This is a genomic window from Vibrio pacinii DSM 19139, from assembly GCF_000711795.1.
Lineage (GTDB): Bacteria > Pseudomonadota > Gammaproteobacteria > Enterobacterales > Vibrionaceae > Vibrio > Vibrio pacinii.
The window spans coordinates 36,145-60,076 of the sequence record NZ_JONH01000015.1 but is presented as its reverse complement, the minus strand read 5'-3'; the positions used below and the strand labels follow the sequence as shown (position 1 = coordinate 60,076).

Sequence of the window (23,932 nt, the reverse complement as noted above, 5' to 3'; positions counted from 1 at the left end):
TTGAAGTGTAAACATGGGCTGAAACACGCAATTTCTAACAGATTCCTAACGATGGGCAAATAATTGACAATAATTACAGCCCGGTTAGGCCCGGTTCACCACGAAAAATTACTCGGTCGTTACCGCGGAAAATACCAAACGTGACCACTGCTGACGGATTTTCTTCGCTAGTTTGATCCTGATCCCAATCGTACATCAACCAAACTTGCCCATTATTGACGCCATTACAGTTTGTCGATGAAGCACTATCATCGAGCCTCAACCACAACTCAACCTGTTCGCGCGCGGCAATAGTTTGGGTTGCATTCAGCGCTAAAGAAGTACCTTGCTCGAGCACGCCGTTGCCACTTAAACGCACATTATCACCAGACTCCCCCGCGTTAGGCCAAACCATCTCACTACAGTAATGTGAACCATCAAAGATAGAGAAACTGTCATCAGGATTAATGACAAATCGCGAACCATTCCAATACTGAACCTGCAGCGGTACCGTCAGTGTCGCATCTTCGACACCACCGACATCGGTAAGATCATATCGGCCAAAAACCAATCGCGGTTGATCATCAGGAAGCACTTGGGTGGTGGTGGCATTGCTATCGCTTGCTGAAAGCTTGAATTGCACCGGATCGCCAACCACCGACTCCGCAACCGTCAAACTCACATCAAGGCTCTGACCAGAAAAGTAGTTAAACGGGCCGTCTGGGGTTAAGTCAGATAATTTAGCCCAGACAATTTCATTACTATCTAATACCCACTGATGTCCTTGATAATCCGATTGGGTCGCCAAGCTAGCGACATCAGCGTTTTCCAATCTATCTTGATTGTCCATGGCGAACACGGCCTGCAGTTCCTCAGCAAACAATCCGTAATTACTCACTGGTCCCCCTTGCACATTAAATGCCCCCACCGTTGCAGTGACACTCTCAAACGGCTGGTTCATATAAGTGAAGCCTTGGTCACCCACTCCTGTCGTTGGATCATTCCACGCGTTGGTTTCGATGGTGAAAAAGTCGGGATAGAAACGACCAATATTTTGTTGGTCAGGCATAACCGCTAAATTGAGGTAACTGGCGTTGGTTTCAAGCTTAAGAGTACCGACCTGAGTCCAGCGGTGGCGCACTGTTTTGTCCAGCCCATCATTAGGGATAAAGCTCGTCACCCCAGGGCTGATGGCGCCACTATCACCATTGTTCGGATAGGCTAACTGGGTTGATAATTCGAGTGGCCCATTATCAAGTGGGTAATTCCCCGTCACTGGATAAGCACACTCGTTCGTCGCGCCATTGCGAGAATCACTGTGTACAATCGGACGATAGGTCACATCAAACTCAGCGCCTGCGGCAAGAAAGCCAGGTGCAGCAGTCGTCGTGGCCGGATTGGCAATCGTAGCTGTACTATCAGCGACATCACAAATGGCGATTTTCCATGGCCTTGAGTAGACGGCAAATTCGCCTTTGAGCGCTCCTCCTTCAGCAGGACAGTCATCTTGCCCTGAGCAGTCGAATCCTTCATCCTCCACGCTCACCGTGATATGTCCTGACTCTTTAAAGTTCATCACCGCGGTACGGTTATTGTTGTTAAGATCGGCGCTAAAAGAGAAGTCACTTGGATCAACAACCGCGTTATTAGGTCGATTATAGATAAACGCAGCGCTCGGCGAACCGCTGTAGCCGAGATCAATCACATTCCCATTGCTACAAGCTTCAACCTTTACGGCGACATTCGTATTTTGCCCAGCAAAGACCGCTTGATCGTCAAGGCGAAATCGATACGGTACGTAACGAACAAAATCACTATCTGCATAGGTGTCGCCATCGATATTGAGCGTGGCTTTTAATAGATAGTCACCTAGCGAGGCTGGCGTAGAGGTACGCACTCGAAACCGTGCGATCCCATTCGCTTCACCAAGACTGGTGATCACTAAGTTACTGCCAGCCTCCTGAGTTAACGTCGGGCTGTGGCCCGAAACCAAGTTGCTATCGCTATCTAATATATGCACTTCGATAATATCTTGCGGATCGTTTTCGCAGGTTAAATGGTAATTAAAGGGTTTAATGTCGATACTGTTAACGATTGGATTTTCTGGAGGCAAATAACAACCACTAACGGGTTTGGTTTTGATATAACTATTGTCTGTCGCTCGGAAGTTAACCACTGGTGCACTGATCGAACCTTGCATTTGAAAGCGATCCACCGCGTTAACATCAAACCCCGCCGACGCCTGTATAGATATATAAATATTGCCATTCATTCTGATATCACTACCGCGTTGCGGATAAAATTGGGCATTACTTCCATGGCCAATAAGTGACAGGTTATTGTGATCAAAGCTTCCGTCTTCCGCCTCATTCTTCGCCGCATTGAGGTAAACACGACTATTTTGACTAAAGTTGATTTGGTTGTAGTGCAACACAACTTTACCCGTAACGTAGAGCGCAATATCATTATTGTTGAAGTTAAGGTTGCTAACCCAATACTCACCGGGCTGAAGCGTTATCGAACTGCCATTAACTCCAAAAGCAAAAGAGTTGTACAAGCCTGGTGAAAGCAAGACATTGCCGCCATTGGGCGAGACAACATTTTCACCACCATAATCAAATGAATTCAGCTGCGGCGGTCCTAAAGGAAACACGTTGCGGTCACGACTTACCGTACAGCTACCGCCAGCATTAACGCCATCTCTATAAACACACGCATTGTTACTATTACCATTGACTTGCGAACTTGCAAAGGCCAGAGGTTGTGAACGAGTGAATTGATCTAAAAAGATACGGTTACCGGCTCCGCTCCCTCCTGAGATACTCAAATAACCATCCCATTGCTGCCAACCTGAACCTGCCCTCACGTAGCGGTTTGTTTGCAAAGATTCTGGGAAATAATTACATAGATCAGGTAAAGGAGTGGGAGGTGGCACCACAGGTTCGTTACAGCTCAAGGACAAGGTCCCCTCACCAGATAACTGAACTTTATTGGGGTGAATCCCCTTCAAGTCCGCTGGATAAGATCCAATAAAAATATAGCCTGAACCATCATCAACATAGTAATCAAGTTGGCCTACACTACTACCACTCGCGGCAGGAAAAAATAACAACTGTACAGAGTAGTCTCCGCCAACAACCATAAAATCAGGGTCTCGAATAAAAGGGGCTCCGTCACTTGTGTTTGGAACGCGATCATCATTAGTCCAAATCGGGATAGAAGTATTGTTGCCGCCGACCGCTTTGATGCCATCTAATGACTCATTCAAACCAGAATTTTGAATCGAGAATACCACTTTAAATCCCACACTAGGGTCAACCTGACATGTATTGGCCAGCAGCAGCGGTGAGTACCACAAGCTCAAAGAAAATAATGATAGTAAAATACCCAATTGTTTGTTGATCATCATTCCTTCACCCATACTTGCTGACTTCTTACCACTTGTGATAACCCTGAACCACAAGTCACGCTGCTTTCAAGTCGATAAAATGTTTCGCCATCAAGGGGCCCTTTTACGTTACAACTTAGCGTGACGTTACGGCAACTTGCCACTGTACTGATGAGCTGATTGGCTCGATTTTGCAGCTCAACGGACACATCACCGGTATTGCTGTTTCCATCAGGATCACAATGAGCAGCGATTGCAGAGCTTGTCGAGCTGAGCGGATAAAACAGCGTCAAGGCTAGCTCGTTAACCGAGTGACTCAACAACCAAGCTTGAGTGCCCAGAACGTCACGGGTATGCGCATCACTGTTGGATAATTCTATTCGACTCAGTGCGGTAGCAAGAAAGCCCATTACAACAAGCACAAATATCACCACTATGTAGAGGTTACCTCGCTGGCGTTTAGGGAACATTGATCACCTGTATCTGTTGTTCAAAGTTAGTTGTTTCACCATTTTGCGCGAAAGTTAAATTGGTATGCACTAAGCCATTATTTTGCACCGTGGCTGGCAGGTATTCCAACACGCCGCTAACCACAAAATCTGACAGGGCCGCGCCATCTCTTTCAACTCTGCCTTGACCTGCCAATGAAGCAATACAATAGCGGCGTTCTTGATTGGGATTAAAGATATAATACCGCTTGGCGACCGATTCACTGCTAAGGTTACCGGCTTGATTTGCAACCGAGAATACCTGATTGGCTAAGGCCGTTACCCTCCCCGTCAAAGAGAATGAATCATCACGTACAGTGAGATTGGTGGTAGGGTTGATAATCATGGCTAAATTGTCAAAACTGCTTGCATCTAGGTCATCTCGCTGACCGACAATAAACTCGATATCATTATTCGAGATAGCATAGAACCCCGAATACACAATAGGATAAAAGAACACGCAATTATCTTGCGAACGAAACAGGTTTGGCACCGCGTGGCGCACTTCACGAGACATTTTCTCTAACACAAATTTAGCCTGGGTCTGCAAGCGTTGACGATCGACGGTGTCGGCGTAGCCTCGTGCGCCAAACTCGACAAATCCGGCAATACCCAACACCAAAATACCACCGACGACAATGGTTAAAATCATCTCAATTAAGGTAAAACCACGCTGACGCATCAGTAGTTACCTCGGTAGCCAATAAACGAAATTGGTGTGTGGTTACTGGCTGATAGGGTCAACGAAATTCGTTTTAAACTCGCATCAGACGCATTGGCATAAGCCACCGTAATATCCAAGCGAAAGTTTCGATAGGTGCCATTGCTATCGCCAATTAAATGATTAAGATCGTGACAGCCCGCGGTAGCATTTGGCGTCCAACAACCGATAAAGTCATCAACATCGTCATATCGATTAGGATTATCATCCGTTTCGCCACGATCGCTATCAATGCGGAGACTGCGGCTATTACCGTTGAACGCAGAGCAATCTGTCGCGCCTGTGTCGCTTGATGAGCAACGAACCAAACCACCTTGAAAATCACTATGATGGTCAAAACTGCGCGCCAAAATCTGCGTCATCACACTTTGACCTAAAGCGGCCGCGCGAGTCTGATAATGCGGATCGCCCGAACGTGCGATTTGCGGAACGAGAAAGTTAGCAATGGTGAGCATCGCCAACCCCATAACGATAATCACAATCACACTTTCAATCAGTGTGAACCCTGATGATACTCGTTGGCGACTATGCATTAAGTGCAACTCCCTTGCGCCACGTAGCCATTGGTTTCAATGCTAACGGCGCAAATTGAGGATTGAGAACGAATTTGCAGCTCTACTCGCTGGCTAGGCTCACCAAGTAAATTGAATTCGAGGCAGTTTAATACTGGAGAGAAGCGAACCTCGTCAATCGAAACCCAATCACTGCGCTGAGCATTAGCAAGGGTGCAGCCCTCAATGGATCCAAGGCAAGTTGAGGTAACTCGAAGCGCGGTCTTGCTATCGGCAGCGCATGAGTTGGCCCCATTAGACTGCATACGATTAACTTGCACTTGACGAATCACCGAAATGACCTGCTCTTGCGCGACCATCGGCGCAAAACTGCCACGCCCAATGTAGCGACTGGCCGCATAGAGCGAGACGATCGCGACTAAGATGATCACCACAATCAGTTCAACCAATGTAAAGCCAGTGTTTTTAACGCGTGTCATACTCGCCAACAATCAAAGTCAAAAAACTACCACTAAGTATAACCTAGCCGATTCAATTGCTGTTGTTTTTCAAGGAAATTTGCGAAGGGTTGGATAGAAAGGATTGAGAGAAGAAAAAGGCCAGCTAGGCTGGCCTTTAAACTTAGTTTGCAGCAGGCACACCACATGATTCACCTGCAACCCCATTTCTGAGAGCAACAGTTGCAGGAGTTGTTGCATTCGCAGCTTCAGTGTAACGAACACATTGTTCACTAAAGTTATTAAACCCATAGTCAATAAAAGCAGGCTCGACATCATCAGCAGATGTTTGAAGGACAACAAAATCATCAGATAAATCTAAAGCTTGTCCAATACCAGTTGCGTCTGCAATAGGGTATCCAAAGCTAGTTCTGACCCCATTGGATAACGGAGGTGTATTGTTATCGGTATCCGCTTCGTCACGCCCTAGAGTCTCTTCCCCAGCTATTGCTGAACCACCATATACAATTCCCATTGCACCAGAAATTGCTCCACGAAGACCTTCTAAAGAAGCCTCACGAGCATCACCCTGCAAATTCAAAAAACGGGGTGCCGCGGTGACCGCTAAAATACCTAAAATGACAATCACCACCACCAATTCAATTAGGGTGAAACCGCTTTGTTTTTTCATCGTTAACTCTCTCTATGTCGGTTGCTTACAGGGTTACTGCAAAGTTACGGTCACACGACCTGTTTCAATTTCATACACAAACTGGTGATCGCTGTTACCCTCTTTTTGTGTGTAGGTACAAGTGGCATCACCATCGTTCGCTTGCGCGGTATATTTGATATCTGAATTATTTTCAGCGTCAGCTATCGTCCCCACTCGTGGTGGGTTTTGCAGTAAGTTATCCATCAAATCAATGCATGCTTGATCGGTCAGTGAGAGAGGAAAACTACTGTCATCGCTATTGATCGCGTAAGGGTAACCATCACGGAAGTTACCATTAGCTTGATTTGAACTGGTCAGCCAAAAGTTGACGCCATCATAGTTGACTGAGTTACGCGTAACACCATTGATGCTCAGCGAAGGCCTGGCTTCGGCTTCCCACTGAGCACGCGCGGACAAAACCCCTGTCGCGTATCCACCCGCGACACCTTCAATGCTGGCCTTTTTAGCTTCATCGGTCACATCAAGAAAACGCGGCAGCGCAGCAACGGCGAGTAGTCCAACAACCACAATCACCACCACTAACTCGACCAGAGTAAAACCAGTTTGCTTATTTGCCATAGTGTAACAACCCGTTAGTTTCTGCTCCGCATTATACGGAGGTTATATGATTTCGCTATATGTCATATGTCAATAAATCGACTAAATTAAGAAGCCAACTTTTGCTGAAAAGTTATTATCAATCAGACTAATAGAAATAAATCCATTCTGATTATAGTTATACAAACAACGATAATGACCCGCTATAGATTCATTGCTAATCTCAAGCGGCTGACTGCCAAGTAACTCTGTTTCTGGGTACAAAATCTCCAGCCAATATTTACAATCTACTTGCGATTGATGATTGAGAGGTGTTATCCATCCTGTATTAGTGTAGTTCAGCCTTTGTGAGCCTATCTTGAGGCTGGTTGGTTGTTTTGCAAGTAGCCATTGTTGTTTGTAATAACTTGCCCGTTCATTTATGCGCTGATTAGCCAATTGCAACGCTGATTTACTGGCTTGTTGTTCAACCGCTTGCCATGCAAACAGAAAGCTCATAACCAAAAGGATAAGCAGTAATAACCAGATAACTAACCTAGATTTCTGAACATTATCGCCACTAGCCTTTAATTGCATCAAGCATGCCCCACATCGGCAAGAAAATCCCGAGTGCCAGTATCAGCACCATCGCGGCGACAATCACTAATAAAATCGGTTCTATGCGAGCGGTTAAGGTTTTTAAATCGTAATCGACTTCACGATCGTAAAAATCTGACACTTCCAATAGCAACTCGTCGATTCGCCCTGTCTCTTCCCCAACGCTGATCATTTGAATCACCAACGGTGTAAACACCCCACTGCTAATCGCCGTTGATGAGATGGTACCCCCAGCTTCAATCGAGGCTTTCATCTCTAACAAACGATTTTCAAGATATTTATTACCAAGCGCTTCAGCCGATAGCGCGAGCGATTGGTTTAGTGGTACGCCTGCTTTGAGCATTAAGGCAAAGGTGCGCGAAAAACGCGACAGCTGAGCCCGATTAACCAGTTCGCCCACCACAGGCATTCGCAAGCGCATTTTATCCCACTGTTCACGTCCAGCGGCGGTGTTAGTCCACCCCCTAAAGCCCAAAAATGCCGCAACCATTACCACAATCATCGCAGCCCAATAGTTAACAAAGAACTCTGAAGTCGTAATCAAGATCCGGGTCGGCAGCGGTAAATCGACACCAAAACGAGCAAACATACTGGAAAACTGCGGTATTACCTTCACGTTGAGAATAAACAGCGCAACAAGGATAAAGCTGATCACAAAGGTTGGATAACGCATCGCGGTTTTGATCCGTTTGCGCGTCTCAACTTCTTGCTCGTAATAATGGGCCAGTTGGAGCAGCGCTTGGTCTAGCCGACCAGTATTTTCGCCAACGTGAATCATCGAGACAAACAGCGGACTGAATACTTTAGGGTACATCTGCATCGAGCTCGATAGGCTGCGGCCATTGGTCAGCTCTTGAGTGACATCTTGCAAGGCTTCTTGCAGCTGTTTACTGGTACTATTTTGACTGAGACCCTTCATCGAACGCAGTAAAGGTACGCCAGCCTTGGTCAAGCTATAAAGCTGGCGACAAAAAATCACCAGTGCTTCAAGAGGCAGAGCCGGAGTCAACAAGGTTTTGATATCGAGACGTAAACTGCCACCTTGCCTGCCTAATTGTATTGAAATGGGGATAATGCCTTTGTTGATCAATTGCTCAACCACTACATCTTGAGTCGGTGCATCGATTGAGCCAGACGTCGCCGTTCCATCTGAGTGGCGGCCTTGATAATTGAATGTTGGCATAACCCCTCCTAGATGTAGATAGCTTGCGCAAAGCCTGATGAGTCCCCTTCACCTAAACTCATCACTTCACCTAAACTGACCACGCCTTGTATCGCCAATTCCATCGCAGACGCCAGCAGAGGTTTATAGTTGTCTGATTGGCGTGCCACGCGGGCAAAACCGACCGCATCATTAGCGCGCAACATGTCCATCATTTCCAGATCGAGCTCGAGCATTTCAAATACACCAATCCGGCCACTGTATCCGGTGAGATTACAGTTTTGACAACCTCTTCCAACCGAGAAAGTAACATTGACCTGATTAGGAAAACGCTGTGCAAGCCACTGCTTACTGCTGTCATCTAACCCGTGCTCGGTTTTACAATCGGGGCACACTTTACGCACCAAGCGCTGCGCAACAACCGCACGCACAGCACTTGCCACCAAGTAGCCGGGAGCGCCCATGTCCATCATTCGAAGAGCACTGTCTACAGCATCGTTAGTGTGCAACGTACTCAGGACTAAGTGACCGGTTAGCGCCGCACGCAAACCGATTTCAACCGTTTCTTGGTCGCGCATCTCACCAACCAAAATGATGTCGGGATCCTGGCGCAGAAAGGTTCGCAGAACCGTAGAAAAGTCTAAGTTAATTTTAGGATTCACCTGCACCTGATTGACACGCGGCAAGCGATATTCGACCGGATCTTCTGCGGTAATGATCTTTTTACTCGGTTGGTTGAGTTCGGTTAACGCGCCATACAAGGTGGTGGTTTTGCCTGAACCGGTAGGCCCAGTCACCAAGATCATGCCATGCGGACGTTTGAGTTGATGGCGTAATCGCATCAGCAAATCAGCAGGTAGGCCTGACTGCTCTAACTTGCGGACTCCGGCCGATTGGTTGAGCAGACGCATCACTACCGACTCACCGTATTGCACTGGCATGGTCGACATACGAATATCGACCGACTGACCTTTGCTGCGGATATTAAATCGGCCATCTTGTGGTAAACGTTTTTCCGAAATATCGAGATTGGCCATCAACTTGAGTCTTAACACTAAAGCCGAAGCAATATTGACCTCATTAAGCAGCGTCTCATGCAAAATGCCATCAATCCTTTGCCGTAAACGCAAAACGTTCGCGTCAGGTTCAATATGAATGTCAGAAGCCCCAACCTGAATCGCATCTTCAAATAGCGAGTTAATCAGCTTTACAACGGTCACTTCTTCGCTGTCAGTGCCTTCAACATTAAAATCAAACGCATCGGTAATTTGGTGCTCTGCTTGCAACTGCTCGGCAAACGAGGCGATCTCTTTGGTGCGGCGATAATAGCGATCAAAACCATCAACCAACTGTTTTTCTGGTGCAATGACAAATTCAATACTGTATTGCGCCAGTTGCCCCAATAATGCCTCTTGAGCAAACAAATCAGCCGGGTCACTCATGGCTACGCGCAGAGTGTCTCCTTGTCGGCCAATAACCAGTGCGCGTAAACGGCGCGCATGTACCTCTGGTAACAGTTGCACGGCATCGATATCGACATTTGCTCGACTCAAGTCAATCAACGGGATATCTAATTGCTGTGAAAGAAAGCTCAGCATTTGATGCTCAGTCAGAAAACCAAGCTCAATAAGGGTTGCACCCAACTTACGTCCGGTCGACTTTTGCGCGCTCAGCGCCTGTTCAACCTGCTGCTCAGTAATAATGCCCTCTTCTACGAGCAAATCACCCAGTCGCTTGCGGAGTTGAATTTTCATTGCGCTTGCTCCTCTAAACGACCGATGAGTGCTAAACGGTCCCGGATAAACTGCTGAGACTGACTGGATATTCCTAACTTAGTCAGCGCCTGACGGTAAGATGATTTCGCGGCCGCCAGATCAAAAGCTCGCTCTTGCTGGATCGCTAGCCCTAACCACCAGCGGCCACTTTGCGGCTCTCGCTCCACCAACTGGGAGTAACTCTCTAGCGCCAGTTGGTCTTGTTTCTGTTTTTGCGCCAATGCTGCGCGCAGCGACAGATACTCTATCGACGCATGCTCTGGTAACGCGCTCAGTACCGTTAATGCGGCCGGGTTTTGCTGCTCTTTGAGCAACATTTTCGCTAGCGCGAGGCGCAAATCAATATTGTCACTGTCTAAAGCAATGCCTTTTTGCAAGGTTTCCGCCGCTTTACGCACTTCGCCTTTACCGTAATAAAGCGCCGCGAGCCGCTGGCGAATATCGCTATCGTTTGGCGTATAACGCAATGCTTGGTTGTAAGCGTCTAACGCCTGAGAGAGATTATTGCTATCGAGCGCTTTTTTCGCGCGCTCAGAAGCCTTATCTGCCAGTTGCTGCGGCGTGAGAGCAACGTGCTCAATCACAACCTGCCCCTGCTGTGCTTGCGAGGCGACAACTTTATTGGTTGAAGCACTGACAAGCGTGTGGTTGACAGACGATTCCACCACTTGCGGTTGCGTTTTTGCTATCGGCGCGCTTTGAGAATGAGATTGCACGGCTTTGATTGGCGCAGACTCTGTTTGACTAGACTGAGACGCAGCAAGCGGATCATTTGACGCTAAATACATCGGTGACGAAACCACCGATGTTTTACTGGTCGGTGATACATCAGCAGTGGCAAGCGCCTCAACAGGTTCAAAGTGGTAAAGAGGTGCAGATGGCACTTGTTGCGAGATCGCCCAACCACCGACGGCTAAGCTTGTCGTAAAGCTTGCTACTACCCATGCCACAATCCGAGTCGATTTAACTGGCTTAACCTCGGCTTTGACCAGCACGCTATCGGTACTGGCACTTTTAGTCGATAGATCTGCCAACGCACGATTGATCGCACTCATAGGTTAACTCCATCCCCATAGCCACGGGCTTTTGAATTTAGGCTTACAACTGTCATAGGTGTCATATATCGCTCGATATAGCTGTGAATTATTGATGACTTTGGTTTGATCACTGCAGGCCAAAACCAAGCTTTTGTGACATATCTGGTTGATCAAACGTGGGTAGCCAAAACTGGCCCGCCACAGTGCTTTTTTGTGATGAAGCGTAAACAAACCAGCGTCGCCACCGACTTTATTGATGCGATTATCCACATAAGCAACAACCTCATCTAAGCTCAACCCACGCAGATGAGCGCTAAAGGTAATACGTTGACGCAGTTGGCGCAGGTGATGCTGAGTTAAACGTTGGTCCAATTCCGGCTGGCCGAACAATACAATTTGCAGCAACTTCTGTTGTTCGGTTTCTAAATTGCCAAACAGGCGTAATACCTCTAGTGCCTCATCACTTAACGCCTGCGCCTCATCCACCAACACCACCACTTGCTTACCTTGCTTCGCCAGTGCGAGTAGCTTGTGTTGGATGGCATTGACCACCGCATTTGGCTCGACTTGGGTGATGCCCAACTCATTAGCAACCGTTGCTCTTAATTGCTCGCCACTCAGAGCCGGATTTGGTAAAAAGACTAACTGAACGTGTTCGGCAACATGTCTAATAATGACGCGGCAAATCATGGTTTTACCCGTACCGACTTCGCCAGTCACCTTAATCAGCCCCTCGCCCATATCAAGTGCACCGAGCACGGTTTGAATCGCTTCATAGTGCGGAGCCAGCCCCAAAAACATTTCTGTGTCTGGCGTTAGGTGAAAAGGAAAATTGGCGAAACCAAAATGCTCAAGATACATGGCGTTACTGCTCGTCTGGGAACCACTCTTGCAGTAGATCGCGTGATCGTTCGAGCTCTTTTTGCCATGTGTTCACCCCAACCACTGAAGGCTTAAGCAAGATCACCAATTCCGTTTTTTCCGTGTATTGGTTGGTGTTCCTAAATAGATGGCCTAAACCTGGTATGTCGCCCAAAAATGGAATTTTAGACACTCTGTCTTGAGTGGCCGACTTCATTAGGCCGCCAATCACAACTACATCACCATCTTGAGCCCGAATTACCGAGTCTGATTCTCGAATCGCACTTGTGGCCAGTGGCAAGGTTAAGTCAGTCGAGCCATAAGTGATGCTTTTATTCTCTTGCTGCACATCAATCACCGCTGGGTGAACATGTAATAAAACATTACCTTGATCATCGATTTGCGGCGTTACATCAAGGGATATTCCCGAAAAGAAAGGCGTTAACTCAATATCAGTGGTGGTATTGCTACTCGAATTGCCGGTGTCGGTATTTGACGAAAAGTCAGTAACAAAATAGCTGTCTGTACCGACTTTGATCACCGCTTTTTGGTTATTCGAGGCCGTCACTCTTGGACTGGAAAGAACATTGAGATCGCCCTGAGTTGCCATAAAGCTCAACACGGCTTCAAAACTACCACTGGAAATCACTAAATTGGCTTGGCCGCCCAATAGAGTGCCGATCGTGTCTAAACCTGGCAGTTTGAGCGGTAAACCATTACTGTCTTTGACGGTTGACCCTTGACCTAAGGTGTAATCAGTTCCATTAGAGGAAAATGCCTTTGACCAATTGATGCCTTGTTGGTAACCGTCACTCAAGGTCACTTCTAATATTTTCGTTTCAAGGATGACCTGGCGATGCATTCGCTGTTGCGATACGCCCAAGAAATTACGCACTTCACGAATCTCGTCGGGAAAGGCGCGCACCGTAATCACACTCGCTTGCGGAGTCACCACCACACTTTGTCCTTGATTCGAACCTATCAACTGCTTGACTGCTTGTTGCAACTGTGGCCAGAAGTCACTCTCACTGGTAGTTTCGATTTCAGTTCCACCTTTCGCACTGCTATTGCGACTATTGGATGAATCATCATTGCTCGAAACGTTGGATGAGTTGGATGAATTATCATTGCTCGAACCGTTTTCCGGATTCGTTACGGTCCCAGTCGAAATCGAGGTAATTGAACGACCTGTACGTTTAAATTGCAGGTAGTCGACTGGCAATGTAACGGTACGCAAACCGGCAGGATAGACCTGAATAACATTGCCACTCTTGGTGATTTGGTAGCCATACATATCTTCAATCACGTTCAACACTTCATCAAGCGAAACGTCATTGAGATTAGCAGTAATGGTTCCGCTGACATTGGGGTGAATAGCCGCGCTATACGCCGTACCTTTGACTAAGCTGGCAAAAAATGCTTTTGCATCAACCTGATTAGCCTTAATTCGAAAACGTTTGATCGAGTGTTGAGCGACCAAGTCACCACTGCTGGTGGTTAATTCCGGCATCAGGTCGGCTTCAACCGACGCAGGCAGCTCATCTAATCCTAAACTGTTGTTTTGATTAATCGCCTCATTGAGCGCGTTTTTGGCTTCTACTGGATCGCGATGTCCCATCGAGCAACCGACTAACGTTGATGCAATAGTGATAGCTATAGCGAATTTACGCATATGTTTCTACTGACCTTACTGTTTCACTTCTAGAGAGAAGAGTTGTAGTTTCCACGTTTTACCACCGCGCGCGAGGGTAACGAGTTCTGGCTCAATGTGACGAACGGTGTAGCCTGAGACTCGCTCTCCAATAACCATAGGTTGACCATTTAAAATCGCGCTGCAATCACCAGATTGTGGGCAAACAATACTTTGCAGTTTTGGTAATGGGGCCACTTTGTTGACAGATTTAATGCCATTCGTTGCGGGCGCACTCCAACCAAGAGGTGCCGTCGGATCTTGCTTGGCTTGAACAGCAAGCGCGACAATCATTGAAAATGTTACGACAAGAAACCTAACCACTAATAAACTCCTGCCTGGTGCCCAAGGTATAAACCGTCAAAACTAATCGCGCTTGTGGGTACGACTCCACTTGATAATCAAACTGACGCCAATAATAGTTCACTGGCATCGCTTCCAATGCTTCTAAATAATTCACAATGTCAAAATAACGCCCAGTCAACTCGATTCGAACCGGATGGATATAGTACCCCGTCATGCCTTTATCCTCGCTGGGGGGAACAATCGGTTCTGCGGGCAAAGACTCAAGTGACACCAGACGTAACTGCTTTGAACCTAGTAATACTGATTCAAGTAATTGTGCCATTTCACTCGGAGTAATTAAGCTTTCGACCAGTTCAGCCAGTTGTTGCGAACTTTGTTGGCTCTGTGCCATCAAACGTTCAAGTTGCTTGTCTAACTCGCGATCCGGATCCTTATTCAACTTCGCTTGCATCAGTAGAAGGTCGGCTTGCAATTGCTGACCATTCAGCTTTGCATTAGATAACTGAAGGCTTAGCTGTTGATTTTTATTATAAACAGGCTCAACAACTAACGTCAGCAGACCGAAGATAATCGCCACCAATCCACACAAACTAATTAATACTTTTTCACGGGGGCTTAATTGCGCAAACTTCTCATTCCACCGCTGCCAATAACTCGCCATTAATTGCTCTCCCGCTGAGTTTTGAGCTCGAAAGTAATAATATCTTGTTCATTTCGGCCAATTTTTAGCTGTTCAAACGTTCGTCCCACTAAACTCAACTCGTTTTTAAACTGATTAACCCAATTCGGAATCGCTTGTGGACTTTGAGCCAATCCGGTTAAATCAAGGCCGTTGCCATCAATTCGGATCGTCTGTAACGAAATATCACTACGCCCTAACGTCGCGAGTGAACGCAGTACCGATGAGTACCCCACTTGCTGTGATTGATCGAATTTCTCAACGGCCGCCAACGCACTCTGGTTAGCCTCTATCTCTAATTGTAGCCTAGCAATCGCCGCCTCTTTGGCTGCGCTCGGTTTATGCTGACTCAATTGCTCGCTAAGCTGAGTCATCTGTTGTTTAAATGCCGCTTGCTGGCGACTGTGCTCAGCCAATTGCTGGTTTAAGCCACGCTGTTGATAATAGAGATTCGCTGTCACCACCACTAACAAGGTCGCCGCCACTCCCCATCCGATCGCGATATTGGTCAGGGTAAAGTATTCTTTTTTCGGTCTTAATTCTTCAGGAAAGAGATTTATTTCGGCGTGGGGCAAGTTTTCGCACACGCGCACTAGAATTTCACCGGACAATTCGGCCTGCTCAGACAACAGCGCCGTTTGAACACTCAAACGTTGATTTAATGCTTCAACAATCTCTTGCTGCGACTCTTCATCACAACAGATCATCATCTTATGCAAAGGGGCAGAGCGAAGCTGAGAGGAGAGATAATCAATCGAGCGCTGTAGTTCAAGGGCGATACCATCGAGCTGTAGCACACTGCTTGCGACACCGGTTAATGGCGGTGTAATGCCGCGCATCGTTCGCTGAAAAGCACTTTGAGCATTAATAAATGCACTGACTCGAAACGCCCCTTGTTGGCTGCGTTGCAGCAGCAAAAAGTGACTCAAGTCGCCCGCTGAATGGCCCCAGATTTCATCTTCAACCAAGACGCGTTCAAGTTCGATAGATAGTGACGTCAGTGTTCGATATAACTGGCTGACTAAACCTTTGTCCACCACGTAAACTTGCAACTTGTTATTGGTCGACAAATACATCGAGTCAATAACGACATCCGAGATTCGCTCACTGATGAGTTCTTTTAGCAAAAATGGCAGCGCCTGAGCTAACTCTTCATCTGGCACATTGGGTTTGTCTATCTGATAGGTCTTATAAAGTGAAGAGTGTAATACCACATCCAATTTAACATTTGTGATAGTCAGCCCTTGCAGCGTGTCCGTTAGCACTTGTTGCCATGGCTGACCATGAAGCTCAACCTGACGCGGTAACTCACTGTGCAAAGAGGAAGAAAAAAACAACGCGCTCGGCTGAACGACCACATAGAGATGTGTCGATGATTGCTCGCTGCGTTTAAACCTATTGATTATCGATTGAATGCTCATCTAATTCACTTTGCTTTACGCCACCGGTTGCGACGACCGATTTGCACTTTATGTTCTGGCGGTTTTGCTGGAAGGAGCGACGCTTGCAGGGGCAATAACTGCGTTTCTTCACTCAAATATCGCCCTTGTACTCCATGAATGCCTAATTGTACGCTGGTGTGGTATTCGGCCTTATTATCCACCCCAACCGCAATAAGCTTGGTGGTTAGCCCTTCACATGCCCCAAGTAAGCTTCTGACAAACAACTGGTTTTCATCACGCTGATCGATTCTCTTTATCAAGCTACGGTGCAGTTTTAAATAACTCACGGGTATATCTTTGAGATAATGCGTACTGACAATTGATCGACCTGCTTGGCCGACCGCGACTTGACAACCAAGCCCCACGATCATTTTGGTCACGGGCCGCATGTAATCAAGATGTTTAACCAAGCGCGCTTCGGTGAATTCAAAGATCAATCGCTGGCGCAGGCTGATACTAAGCTGCAGAATTTCATCACGAAACCACTTAAAATACTCTCGATCCGCAAAAGGTACCACATGCAAATTGATCGAGTAACTCTCTGAACTATCAGACTGTTTTAAATATTGCATAATGGCAGAAAACGCAGCCTTATCGAGAACCCCTTCATACCCAACGGATTCAATTGCTGAGTTGAACCTAGAAGCTTTGATCACTCCCTTTTCTGGATCATTGATTCGCGCAAACAGCTCATGGTGTTCACAGACAAGCTCTTGATGTGAGTTAAGCAAATAACACGGCTGGGCAAAAATGTAGATGTGTTCTGGTTTTAATGCCACATCAAAAAGTGTCCGCCAGCGAACGCTGCCTCGCTCGTCTTGTTGCACATGGTGCTTATGAAAACGACTCCAAGTATTCATCCCTTGTAACTGAGCACTTTTCAATGCGGTTTCAGCTTCATCGATGATGCGCCCTTGGCTCTCTCCTTCACGGTACATACTCACGCCAATGTGAACCCAATTGTCAACATCGAGAGGCAACGGCGGGGTGAGCTTGGTAATCTGTTTCAGACATTGAGTGGCGATATGAGAGACATCTTTACTCGATAAACTCGGAGCGAAGATGGCAAAGTCAGAGCTGTAGTAACGTGACAAAATGACATCGGGGTAGCGCTGAATGACATTATTAAGCCCTTCACCCACATCCACTAAGAAGTCATTTGCGACCTGTTTCCCCTGCTCTTCTTCTATCTGCTCCCAATCATCAATCCGTAGCATCAACACTCCTCCATGGGAGCCATTTTCAGACAGTGCCGCTTCAAGTTTACTATCAAATAGCACTCGATTAGCCGTCCCGGTCAGTTGGTCTAAAAAAGTTTGAGTTCGAATAAAGGTATCGAAACGACTGCGCTCTTGCCGCGCATCTTGCAGCTCTTCAATTAATCGATCTAACGCTTCACTGGCGGTATAAGGCCACTCTCGCTCATCGCCTTTGGCGTACTCTTCGACTCGACCAGCTAAAATCATCCGTCCACGCTCTTCGAGCATTTCTGAACCATACAGTTGTTCTTTGAGCCACTTCAAACCACGCAGCAAACAGAACACCACCAAACCAACCGCAAGCGTGATCGACCACAACGCCTGCATCGAATAGCCAAAACCAATATAAGGCGGGATTGCTTTAAAGCGAATTTGGTAGCCGCGATTACGTTCTAGGGTGTATTCCACCTCATACAACAACTCGCTCGCCACTTTCGATGAAGTATCTTTGAAGCGATAAATTACACCGTATGAAGAGAGCAACTCCATTTCAACAACACTTGAGGCTTGCAACATTTTCGGCATCCAACGCTGAAGAGAGTACGCCGCGTCAGGGTCTTCCATCTCTTTATCGACAACATCGACGATCCCTTGCAAAGAATGGTCAAGATATTCTTGGCCTAATCGTTTGAACGATAAAGTGCCACCTAAGAACAGGATAAACATCGCGCTGATAACAATAACAGTTACAAACGCAACCAAGCGTGTACTCAGTTTTAAGGTAGGCGTGTACCTCATGAATGCAGAATTCCTTTTCTCAATCGATAATATTCGGTTATTTCGCGGATGCTTTTAGCTTATAGAGATTAGTGTAGTCAACGACTTATACTCTCGGCGAGTTGCTGAGGTAACTATATAAAAAAGCCGCGACAAGCGCGGCTTTTTTTCGATAACAAACGTCTAAAACGGGATGTCGTCATCAAAATCCATCGGCGGCTCATTATATTGAGGCTGCGCCTGCTGTGGCTGAGATTGAGGTTGCTGCGCTGGCTGCTTTTGCATCGCCGGCTGTTGAGGTTGTCCCCAACCACCTTGCTGAGCTTGTTGAGGTTGAGATTGACCCATACCACCTTGAGCTGGTGCACCACCTTGCGCACGGCCACCCAACATTTGCAGAACACCCGTGTAACCTTGGACCACAACTTCCGTTGTATAACGGTCTTGGCCGCTTTGGTCTTGCCACTTACGCGTCTGCAATTGACCTTCTACATAGACTTGAGAGCCTTTACGTAGATATTCGCCCGCCACTTCGGCCAACTTGCCAAACAAAGCAACACGGTGCCACTCTGTTTTTTCACGCTGTTCGCCCGTCGCTTTATCACGCCATGATTCAGACGTTGCAATAGTAATGTTGGCAACTGCACCGCCACTCGGCATGAAACGTACCTCTGGGTCAGTGCCCAGATTACCGACTAAAATAACTTTGTTCACTCCACGGCTAGCCATGTTTCGCTCCGTCTAAATTTGGGTTGTTCAGAAAATAGCGCATAAGGATAACACGCTTTGTGCTCGCAACAAATCTCTCAACCACAATGTCGTTTCAGTTTATCAAGCAACATCAAACTGAGTCCGTTTTTAGAGTCGTCTCAAACTGTAACTATGCTGAGTAATCAGTAAATTACCTAGCCATATGAATCGCAGCGCAAACACTCAACCAAAATTAGCGCGCCTCTAAGACTTGCTGCACTCTGTGATTCAATTATTACAACCTTAGTATTAGAGGACATTATGGCTAGAAGCATATATACCAGAACCATCTCCTTCCTATGTGAAGACTCATCGCTTGAACATCCGTTTATCGATCAACTAGAACAAAAGTTGGGGATGGTAATACCACGAATAATACCAAACGAACTGCTACTCGCCTTACAACAACACAAACATCGAATTTTGCTGGTTGATTACCATAACTACACTAAGCTTAAAAGCCAGATACGCGCCCTTCCCTTAGCCGACAAATCGTTTGAAACCATTGTGTTTAACGTTAGCCAGCGATTGACCACCGACGAGCTTCTAGCGTTTGGCCATTTGAAAGGGGTGTTTTATAAAGACATCAATATTGATTTGATCATGCGCGGTTGTGAAGCCGTGATCAACGGAGAAAACTGGCTGCCAAGAAAAGTGACCGCTCAATTGCTGTTTCACTATCGCAGCGTCGTCGATACGCAAACCACTCCAGCCACAGTCGATCTGACCGCACGTGAAATTCAAATTTTGCGTTGCCTAATGAATGGCTCTTCAAATATACAGATCGCCGAAGACATGTTTATTAGCGAGTTTACCGTGAAATCACACTTGCAAAAGATCTTCAAAAAACTCGGGGCGAAAAACCGCGTTCAAGCGGCCGCTTGGGCCAAACAACATATGAGAAACTAAATCGACGACGATTGTTTCGTCATTCTGAGCGCACAGTGATTATCTCATTTAGGGTTTCATGATAAAGTTGCGCCAGTTTGACGAATAATAACAAGTTAAAGGGTTCTACTGATGATTAAGAAATGCCTATTTCCAGCCGCGGGTTACGGTACACGCTTTTTACCTGCGACCAAATCAATGCCAAAAGAGATGATGCCAGTGGTGAACAAACCACTGATTGAATATGGCGTCGAAGAGGCAATTCAAGCAGGTATGGATGGTATGTGTATTGTCACTGGACGTGGTAAGCACTCGATCATGGACCACTTTGACATGAATTATGAGCTCGAACACCAGATCAGTGGCACCAACAAAGAAGATCTGCTGATTGATATTCGCGATATTATTGATACCGCCAACTTCACCTATATTCGTCAACGTGAGATGAAAGGCCTCGGCCACGCAATTTTGACCGGGCGTGAATTAATTGGTGACGAGCCGTTTGCGGTGGTTTTAGCCGATGACTTATGCGTTAACGAGCAGCAAGGCGTACTCGCCCAAATGGTTGCCCTATTTAAGCAGTTCCGCTGTTCGATTGTCGCCGTGCAAGAGGTGCCAGCGGATGAAACCCATAAATACGGCGTTATTGCCGGTGAGATGATCAAAGACGATATTTATCGCGTCGATAACATGGTAGAAAAACCTGAACCAGGCACTGCGCCGAGCAACCTTGCCATTATTGGCCGCTACATTTTAACCCCAGATATTTTTGAGTTGATTGAAAATACTGAACCCGGTAAAGGCGGCGAAATTCAAATTACCGATGCGCTGCTCAAACAAGCACAAGCGGGCTGCGTACTTGCGTATAAATTTAAAGGTCAGCGTTTTGACTGTGGTAGCGTCGAAGGATATATCGAAGCGACCAATTACTGCTTTGAAAACCTCTACCTTAAAGACACCAAGACTTCAGAACTTGGCAAACAAACCACCACCAAAGAGAGCGAGTAATATCAGCCTTTGAGTGGCAATGAAAGGCAGCTTAAACGGCTGCCTTTACTGTTTTTTTATCCAGTATTTATTTGCACATTTCTCACACTATGTAATACTTAGCCAACTAATTTTTGCATAGAGTGACAAGCATGGATCAGATAGAAGTCCGCGGCGCCCGCACCCATAACCTGAAGAACATTAATCTCACCATTCCCCGAGATAAAATCACTGTCATTACTGGTTTATCAGGCTCAGGCAAGTCCTCGCTTGCTTTTGATACCCTCTATGCAGAAGGCCAACGTCGTTACGTCGAATCACTCTCTGCTTATGCGCGTCAGTTTTTATCCTTGATGGAAAAACCCGATGTCGACCATATTGAAGGCTTGTCGCCAGCGATATCGATTGAACAGAAATCCACTTCACATAACCCGCGTTCCACGGTTGGAACCATTACCGAAGTGTACGATTACCTGCGTTTACTTTACGCTCGCGTTGGCGAACCTCGCTGTCCAGAGCACAAAGTCCCCCTTGCGGCGCAAACCATTTCTCAGATGGTCGATAAAGTCTTGGAATTGCCCGCTGGCTCAAAAATGATGTTACTGGCGCCAATCGTCAAAGAGCGAAAAGGCGAGCACGTTAAAACCCTAGAGAACTTAGCCGCGCAAGGCTTTATCCGCGCCAGAATCGATGGTGAAACCTGCGATCTTTCCGATCCTCCGACGCTTGAATTACACAAGAAACACACGATTGAGGTGGTGGTTGACCGATTCAAAGTCCGCGATGACTTGCAACAAAGGCTAGCCGAATCTTTTGAGACCACATTAGAGCTCTCTGGCGGGATTGCGGTACTTGCACCAATGGAAGGCTCAGACGATGAAGTGGTTTTTTCTGCCAATTTTGCTTGCCCACATTGTGGCTATAGCATGCAAGAACTTGAGCCGCGCCTGTTTTCATTTAATAACCCTGCAGGTGCTTGTCATACCTGTGATGGCTTGGGCGTCCAGCAATACTTTGATCCGGCCAGAGTGATTGTCGATGACAGTTTAAGTTTGGCGCAAGGAGCCATTCGCGGTTGGGATCAAAAGAATTATTACTACTTTCAGATGCTTTCATCGCTCGCTGAACATTATGGTTTTGATCTTCACGTGCCGTTTAAGTCCTTGGCGAAAAAGACCCGGGAGATCATTCTTACCGGTTCAGGCCGAGCTGAGATCGAGTTCAAATACATCAATGACCGCGGTGATATTCGCGTTAAACGTCACCCATTTGAAGGGATTCTAAATACGCTAGAACGCCGTTATCGTGACACTGAATCCAATGCCGTTCGAGAAGATTTAGCCAAGTACATTTCGACCAAAACCTGCGCTAGCTGTGACGGCAGCCGCTTGCGCATAGAAGCACGGAATGTCTTTATTAACGATACCACGCTCTCGCAGATCGTTGAGTTAAGTATCGCCGATGCGCTGAGCTTTTTTGCCTCCCTGCAACTAGAAGGCCAACGCGCGCAAATCGCTGAAAAAGTGATGAAAGAGATTAACGACCGACTGCAATTCTTAGTCAATGTCGGTCTCAACTACTTAAATTTATCCCGCAGTGCCGAAACCCTTTCTGGCGGCGAAGCGCAACGTATTCGTTTGGCGAGCCAAATTGGTGCCGGACTCGTCGGCGTGATGTATGTGCTTGATGAGCCTTCCATTGGGTTGCATCAACGTGATAACGAACGTCTACTGAAAACCCTTACCCACCTGCGCGATTTAGGCAATACGGTACTGGTGGTTGAGCATGACGAAGATGCAATTCGGATGGCTGATCATGTGATTGATATCGGTCCAGGCGCTGGTGTTCATGGCGGCAATGTGGTTGCTGAAGGCACCATGGCTGAGATCATTGCCAACCCTAACTCGCTAACGGGTCAGTATTTAAGTGGCAAACAGCAGATCGCCATTCCTGAAACTCGCACGCCTAGAGACAGTAAAAAAGTCGTCGAACTTATTGGTGCCTCTGGTAACAATTTAAAGAATGTCAACCTCGAGATCCCTGTCGGGCTGTTTAGTTGTATTACCGGTGTTTCTGGATCGGGTAAGTCAACCTTAATCAACGATACTTTCTTTAAAATTGCTCATACCCAGCTTAACGGCGCCACCACCGCCATGCCAGCGCCGTATAAAAAGATTAAAGGGTTAGAGCACTTTGATAAGGTTATCGATATTGACCAGAGCCCTATTGGTCGAACACCGCGTTCAAATCCCGCCACTTATACCGGCATCTTTACCCCAATTCGTGAACTGTTTGCAGGAACCCAAGAGTCACGCTCACGTGGTTATAAACCAGGGCGTTTTAGCTTTAATGTCCGGGGCGGTCGCTGTGAAGCGTGTCAGGGAGATGGCGTAATCAAGGTTGAAATGCACTTCTTACCTGATGTTTATGTCCCTTGTGATGTGTGTAAAGGCAAGCGCTACAACCGCGAAACACTAGAGGTTCGCTATAAAGGCAAGAGCATTGATGAAGTGCTAGAGATGACGGTCGAAGATGCTCATCAATTCTTCCAGCCCGTCCCTGTGATTGCACGAAAACTGCAAACCTTAATGGATGTCGGCCTCTCTTATATTCGTCTTGGTCAGGCCGCAACAACCCTTTCAGGTGGTGAAGCGCAACGCGTTAAACTGGCTCGAGAGCTATCCAAACGTGATACCGGAAAAACGTTGTATATTCTCGATGAGCCGACGACAGGTCTGCACTTCCACGATATCAAGCAGCTACTTGCGGTCTTGCATCGCCTACGTGATCATGGCAACACGGTCGTGGTGATTGAACACAACTTAGATGTGATAAAAACCGCTGACTGGATTATTGACCTAGGGCCTGAAGGAGGCCAAGGTGGTGGCGATATTATTGCGTCTGGCACTCCCGAAGCGGTAGCGCTGGTTGAGGGGTCACACACAGCGCGATTCCTTAAACCTATGTTAAGTTAGCATTTAGTTGTA

General features: G+C 46.9%; 21 protein-coding genes. 3 read left to right on the top strand and 18 right to left on the bottom strand.

Annotated elements, in window-relative coordinates; translation table 11 throughout:
- Window positions 1-73: 73 nt before the first annotated feature.
- The 18 genes from BS19_RS10990 to BS19_RS10905 form a co-directional block, all read right to left on the bottom strand.
- The gene (locus BS19_RS10990) at window positions 74-3,388 is read right to left on the bottom strand and encodes a DUF6701 domain-containing protein (RefSeq protein ID WP_157631166.1); all 3,315 of its coding nucleotides are present in this window, start codon (window positions 3,386-3,388) and stop codon (window positions 74-76) included.
- Complete coding sequence (locus BS19_RS10985) at window positions 3,385-3,837, bottom strand: hypothetical protein (RefSeq protein ID WP_038175306.1); 453 nt, start codon at window positions 3,835-3,837, stop codon at window positions 3,385-3,387. The genes BS19_RS10990 and BS19_RS10985 overlap by 4 nt, the downstream gene beginning before the upstream one ends.
- Window positions 3,827-4,537: a PilW family protein gene (locus BS19_RS10980; RefSeq protein WP_038175305.1), complete on the bottom strand. Its 711-nt coding sequence runs from the start codon at window positions 4,535-4,537 to the stop codon at window positions 3,827-3,829. Before BS19_RS10980 ends, BS19_RS10985 begins: the two co-directional genes overlap by 11 nt.
- Window positions 4,537-5,109: a type IV pilus modification PilV family protein gene (locus BS19_RS10975; protein ID WP_038175304.1), complete on the bottom strand. Its 573-nt coding sequence runs from the start codon at window positions 5,107-5,109 to the stop codon at window positions 4,537-4,539. Before BS19_RS10975 ends, BS19_RS10980 begins: the two co-directional genes overlap by 1 nt.
- Entirely contained in the window at window positions 5,109-5,567 is a 459-nt protein-coding gene (locus BS19_RS10970; protein WP_038175302.1) for a prepilin-type N-terminal cleavage/methylation domain-containing protein, read from the bottom strand. The genes BS19_RS10975 and BS19_RS10970 overlap by 1 nt, the downstream gene beginning before the upstream one ends.
- Window positions 5,568-5,709: 142 nt before the next feature.
- The gene (locus tag BS19_RS10965; RefSeq protein WP_038175301.1) at window positions 5,710-6,216 is read right to left on the bottom strand and encodes a type II secretion system protein; all 507 of its coding nucleotides are present in this window, start codon (window positions 6,214-6,216) and stop codon (window positions 5,710-5,712) included.
- Between the two features lie 33 nt (window positions 6,217-6,249).
- Entirely contained in the window at window positions 6,250-6,816 is a 567-nt protein-coding gene (locus tag BS19_RS10960; RefSeq protein WP_038175300.1) for a prepilin-type N-terminal cleavage/methylation domain-containing protein, read from the bottom strand.
- 81 nt (window positions 6,817-6,897) lie between these two features.
- Complete coding sequence (locus BS19_RS10955) at window positions 6,898-7,371, bottom strand: hypothetical protein (RefSeq protein ID WP_038175299.1); 474 nt, start codon at window positions 7,369-7,371, stop codon at window positions 6,898-6,900.
- On the bottom strand, window positions 7,355-8,575 hold the full coding sequence (locus BS19_RS10950; protein WP_038175297.1) for a type II secretion system F family protein: 1,221 nt from the start codon (window positions 8,573-8,575) through the stop codon (window positions 7,355-7,357). The genes BS19_RS10955 and BS19_RS10950 overlap by 17 nt, the downstream gene beginning before the upstream one ends.
- Window positions 8,576-8,583: 8 nt before the next feature.
- Window positions 8,584-10,308: an MSHA fimbrial ATPase MshE gene (gene mshE / locus BS19_RS10945; protein WP_038175296.1), complete on the bottom strand. Its 1,725-nt coding sequence runs from the start codon at window positions 10,306-10,308 to the stop codon at window positions 8,584-8,586.
- Window positions 10,305-11,384 (bottom strand): tetratricopeptide repeat protein, encoded by a 1,080-nt coding sequence (locus tag BS19_RS10940; RefSeq protein ID WP_038175295.1) that lies wholly within the window; start codon window positions 11,382-11,384, stop codon window positions 10,305-10,307. The genes mshE and BS19_RS10940 overlap by 4 nt, the downstream gene beginning before the upstream one ends.
- A 3-nt stretch (window positions 11,385-11,387) precedes the next feature.
- Window positions 11,388-12,227 carry an ExeA family protein gene (locus tag BS19_RS10935; RefSeq protein ID WP_038175293.1) on the bottom strand — a complete coding sequence of 280 codons (840 nt, stop codon included), beginning with the start codon at window positions 12,225-12,227 and terminating at the stop codon, window positions 11,388-11,390.
- Window positions 12,228-12,231: 4 nt separating this feature from the next.
- Window positions 12,232-13,899: a pilus (MSHA type) biogenesis protein MshL gene (gene mshL / locus BS19_RS10930; RefSeq protein WP_038175292.1), complete on the bottom strand. Its 1,668-nt coding sequence runs from the start codon at window positions 13,897-13,899 to the stop codon at window positions 12,232-12,234.
- Window positions 13,900-13,914: 15 nt separating this feature from the next.
- Window positions 13,915-14,241, bottom strand: coding sequence for a hypothetical protein (locus BS19_RS10925; protein ID WP_038175291.1), 327 nt, complete (start codon window positions 14,239-14,241; stop codon window positions 13,915-13,917).
- A complete protein-coding gene (gene pilO, locus BS19_RS10920; protein ID WP_038175289.1) occupies window positions 14,234-14,884 on the bottom strand; it encodes a type 4a pilus biogenesis protein PilO in 651 nt (216 codons plus the stop codon). The genes BS19_RS10925 and pilO overlap by 8 nt, the downstream gene beginning before the upstream one ends.
- Entirely contained in the window at window positions 14,884-16,323 is a 1,440-nt protein-coding gene (locus BS19_RS10915; RefSeq protein WP_038175288.1) for an MSHA biogenesis protein MshI, read from the bottom strand. Before BS19_RS10915 ends, pilO begins: the two co-directional genes overlap by 1 nt.
- Window positions 16,324-16,328: 5 nt before the next feature.
- The gene (csrD, locus tag BS19_RS10910) at window positions 16,329-18,341 is read right to left on the bottom strand and encodes an RNase E specificity factor CsrD (protein ID WP_038175287.1); all 2,013 of its coding nucleotides are present in this window, start codon (window positions 18,339-18,341) and stop codon (window positions 16,329-16,331) included.
- A gap of 162 nt (window positions 18,342-18,503) precedes the next feature.
- On the bottom strand, window positions 18,504-19,049 hold the full coding sequence (locus BS19_RS10905; RefSeq protein WP_038175286.1) for a single-stranded DNA-binding protein: 546 nt from the start codon (window positions 19,047-19,049) through the stop codon (window positions 18,504-18,506).
- 282 nt (window positions 19,050-19,331) lie between these two features.
- Here BS19_RS10905 and BS19_RS10900 point away from each other — a divergent pair, with 282 nt between their 5' ends.
- The 3 genes from BS19_RS10900 to uvrA all read left to right on the top strand — a co-directional run bounded on the left by BS19_RS10900 (window position 19,332) and on the right by uvrA (window position 23,920).
- Window positions 19,332-19,979, top strand: a complete 648-nt coding sequence (locus BS19_RS10900) for a response regulator transcription factor (protein ID WP_038175284.1) — start codon at window positions 19,332-19,334, stop codon at window positions 19,977-19,979.
- Window positions 19,980-20,090: 111 nt separating this feature from the next.
- A complete protein-coding gene (gene galU, locus BS19_RS10895; protein ID WP_038175282.1) occupies window positions 20,091-20,966 on the top strand; it encodes a UTP--glucose-1-phosphate uridylyltransferase GalU in 876 nt (291 codons plus the stop codon).
- A gap of 131 nt (window positions 20,967-21,097) precedes the next feature.
- A complete protein-coding gene (uvrA, locus tag BS19_RS10890; protein ID WP_038175281.1) occupies window positions 21,098-23,920 on the top strand; it encodes an excinuclease ABC subunit UvrA in 2,823 nt (940 codons plus the stop codon).
- Window positions 23,921-23,932 lie beyond the last annotated feature (12 nt).

What these genes read in the sequence shown, in the direction of transcription:
- uvrA (WP_038175281.1), top strand. Translation starts at nt 21,098, where the DNA reads ATGGATCAGATAGAAGTCCGCGGCGCCCGCACCCATAACCTGAAGAAC.
- BS19_RS10940 (WP_038175295.1), bottom strand. Translation starts at nt 11,384, where the DNA reads ATGAGTGCGATCAATCGTGCGTTGGCAGATCTATCGACTAAAAGTGCC.
- BS19_RS10935 (WP_038175293.1), bottom strand. Translation starts at nt 12,227, where the DNA reads ATGTATCTTGAGCATTTTGGTTTCGCCAATTTTCCTTTTCACCTAACG.
- BS19_RS10950 (WP_038175297.1), bottom strand. Translation starts at nt 8,575, where the DNA reads ATGCCAACATTCAATTATCAAGGCCGCCACTCAGATGGAACGGCGACG.
- BS19_RS10990 (WP_157631166.1), bottom strand. Translation starts at nt 3,388, where the DNA reads ATGATGATCAACAAACAATTGGGTATTTTACTATCATTATTTTCTTTG.
- BS19_RS10900 (WP_038175284.1), top strand. Translation starts at nt 19,332, where the DNA reads ATGGCTAGAAGCATATATACCAGAACCATCTCCTTCCTATGTGAAGAC.
- BS19_RS10960 (WP_038175300.1), bottom strand. Translation starts at nt 6,816, where the DNA reads ATGGCAAATAAGCAAACTGGTTTTACTCTGGTCGAGTTAGTGGTGGTG.
- BS19_RS10980 (WP_038175305.1), bottom strand. Translation starts at nt 4,537, where the DNA reads ATGCGTCAGCGTGGTTTTACCTTAATTGAGATGATTTTAACCATTGTC.
- BS19_RS10975 (WP_038175304.1), bottom strand. Translation starts at nt 5,109, where the DNA reads ATGCATAGTCGCCAACGAGTATCATCAGGGTTCACACTGATTGAAAGT.
- mshE (WP_038175296.1), bottom strand. Translation starts at nt 10,308, where the DNA reads ATGAAAATTCAACTCCGCAAGCGACTGGGTGATTTGCTCGTAGAAGAG.
- csrD (WP_038175287.1), bottom strand. Translation starts at nt 18,341, where the DNA reads ATGAGGTACACGCCTACCTTAAAACTGAGTACACGCTTGGTTGCGTTT.
- BS19_RS10955 (WP_038175299.1), bottom strand. Translation starts at nt 7,371, where the DNA reads ATGCAATTAAAGGCTAGTGGCGATAATGTTCAGAAATCTAGGTTAGTT.
- galU (WP_038175282.1), top strand. Translation starts at nt 20,091, where the DNA reads ATGATTAAGAAATGCCTATTTCCAGCCGCGGGTTACGGTACACGCTTT.
- BS19_RS10985 (WP_038175306.1), bottom strand. Translation starts at nt 3,837, where the DNA reads ATGTTCCCTAAACGCCAGCGAGGTAACCTCTACATAGTGGTGATATTT.
- BS19_RS10905 (WP_038175286.1), bottom strand. Translation starts at nt 19,049, where the DNA reads ATGGCTAGCCGTGGAGTGAACAAAGTTATTTTAGTCGGTAATCTGGGC.
- BS19_RS10965 (WP_038175301.1), bottom strand. Translation starts at nt 6,216, where the DNA reads ATGAAAAAACAAAGCGGTTTCACCCTAATTGAATTGGTGGTGGTGATT.
- mshL (WP_038175292.1), bottom strand. Translation starts at nt 13,899, where the DNA reads ATGCGTAAATTCGCTATAGCTATCACTATTGCATCAACGTTAGTCGGT.
- BS19_RS10970 (WP_038175302.1), bottom strand. Translation starts at nt 5,567, where the DNA reads ATGACACGCGTTAAAAACACTGGCTTTACATTGGTTGAACTGATTGTG.
- pilO (WP_038175289.1), bottom strand. Translation starts at nt 14,884, where the DNA reads ATGGCGAGTTATTGGCAGCGGTGGAATGAGAAGTTTGCGCAATTAAGC.
- BS19_RS10915 (WP_038175288.1), bottom strand. Translation starts at nt 16,323, where the DNA reads ATGAGCATTCAATCGATAATCAATAGGTTTAAACGCAGCGAGCAATCA.